1 protein-coding gene is annotated in these 237 nt (G+C 38.4%); it reads right to left on the bottom strand.

All coding sequences use genetic code 11. From position 1 onward, the window contains the following. Window positions 1–237 (bottom strand): ATP-binding protein (locus KTHG_RS00385; protein ID WP_186439479.1); only part of this gene is annotated, 237 nt, incomplete at both ends.

Below are 237 nucleotides of genomic sequence, written 5' to 3'. Positions count from 1 at the left end.
CGTACATTCACAAATGCACACTCTGCATCCAGTGTTTCATTTAGGTTTCGTAACATGGCCATTGCAAGATGGGATTTACCAACACCAGTTGAGCCTGTCAACATGGTTGTAAAATACTCATTCGCTTCTTTTTCAAACTTGGCTCGATAATGTTTCACAGCTTTCAATGCATCTTCTTTATTCTTATTTTCTTCTGGTGTCGCAACTTCAAAGTTTTTAAATCCAGCGTCTGCAATT

The organism is Kurthia sp. Dielmo (genome assembly GCF_000307285.2).
GTDB classification, from domain to species: domain Bacteria; phylum Bacillota; class Bacilli; order Bacillales_A; family Planococcaceae; genus Kurthia; species Kurthia populi.
The sequence above is the reverse complement of the archived record's forward strand: the minus strand, read 5'-3'. Positions and strand labels throughout refer to the sequence as shown.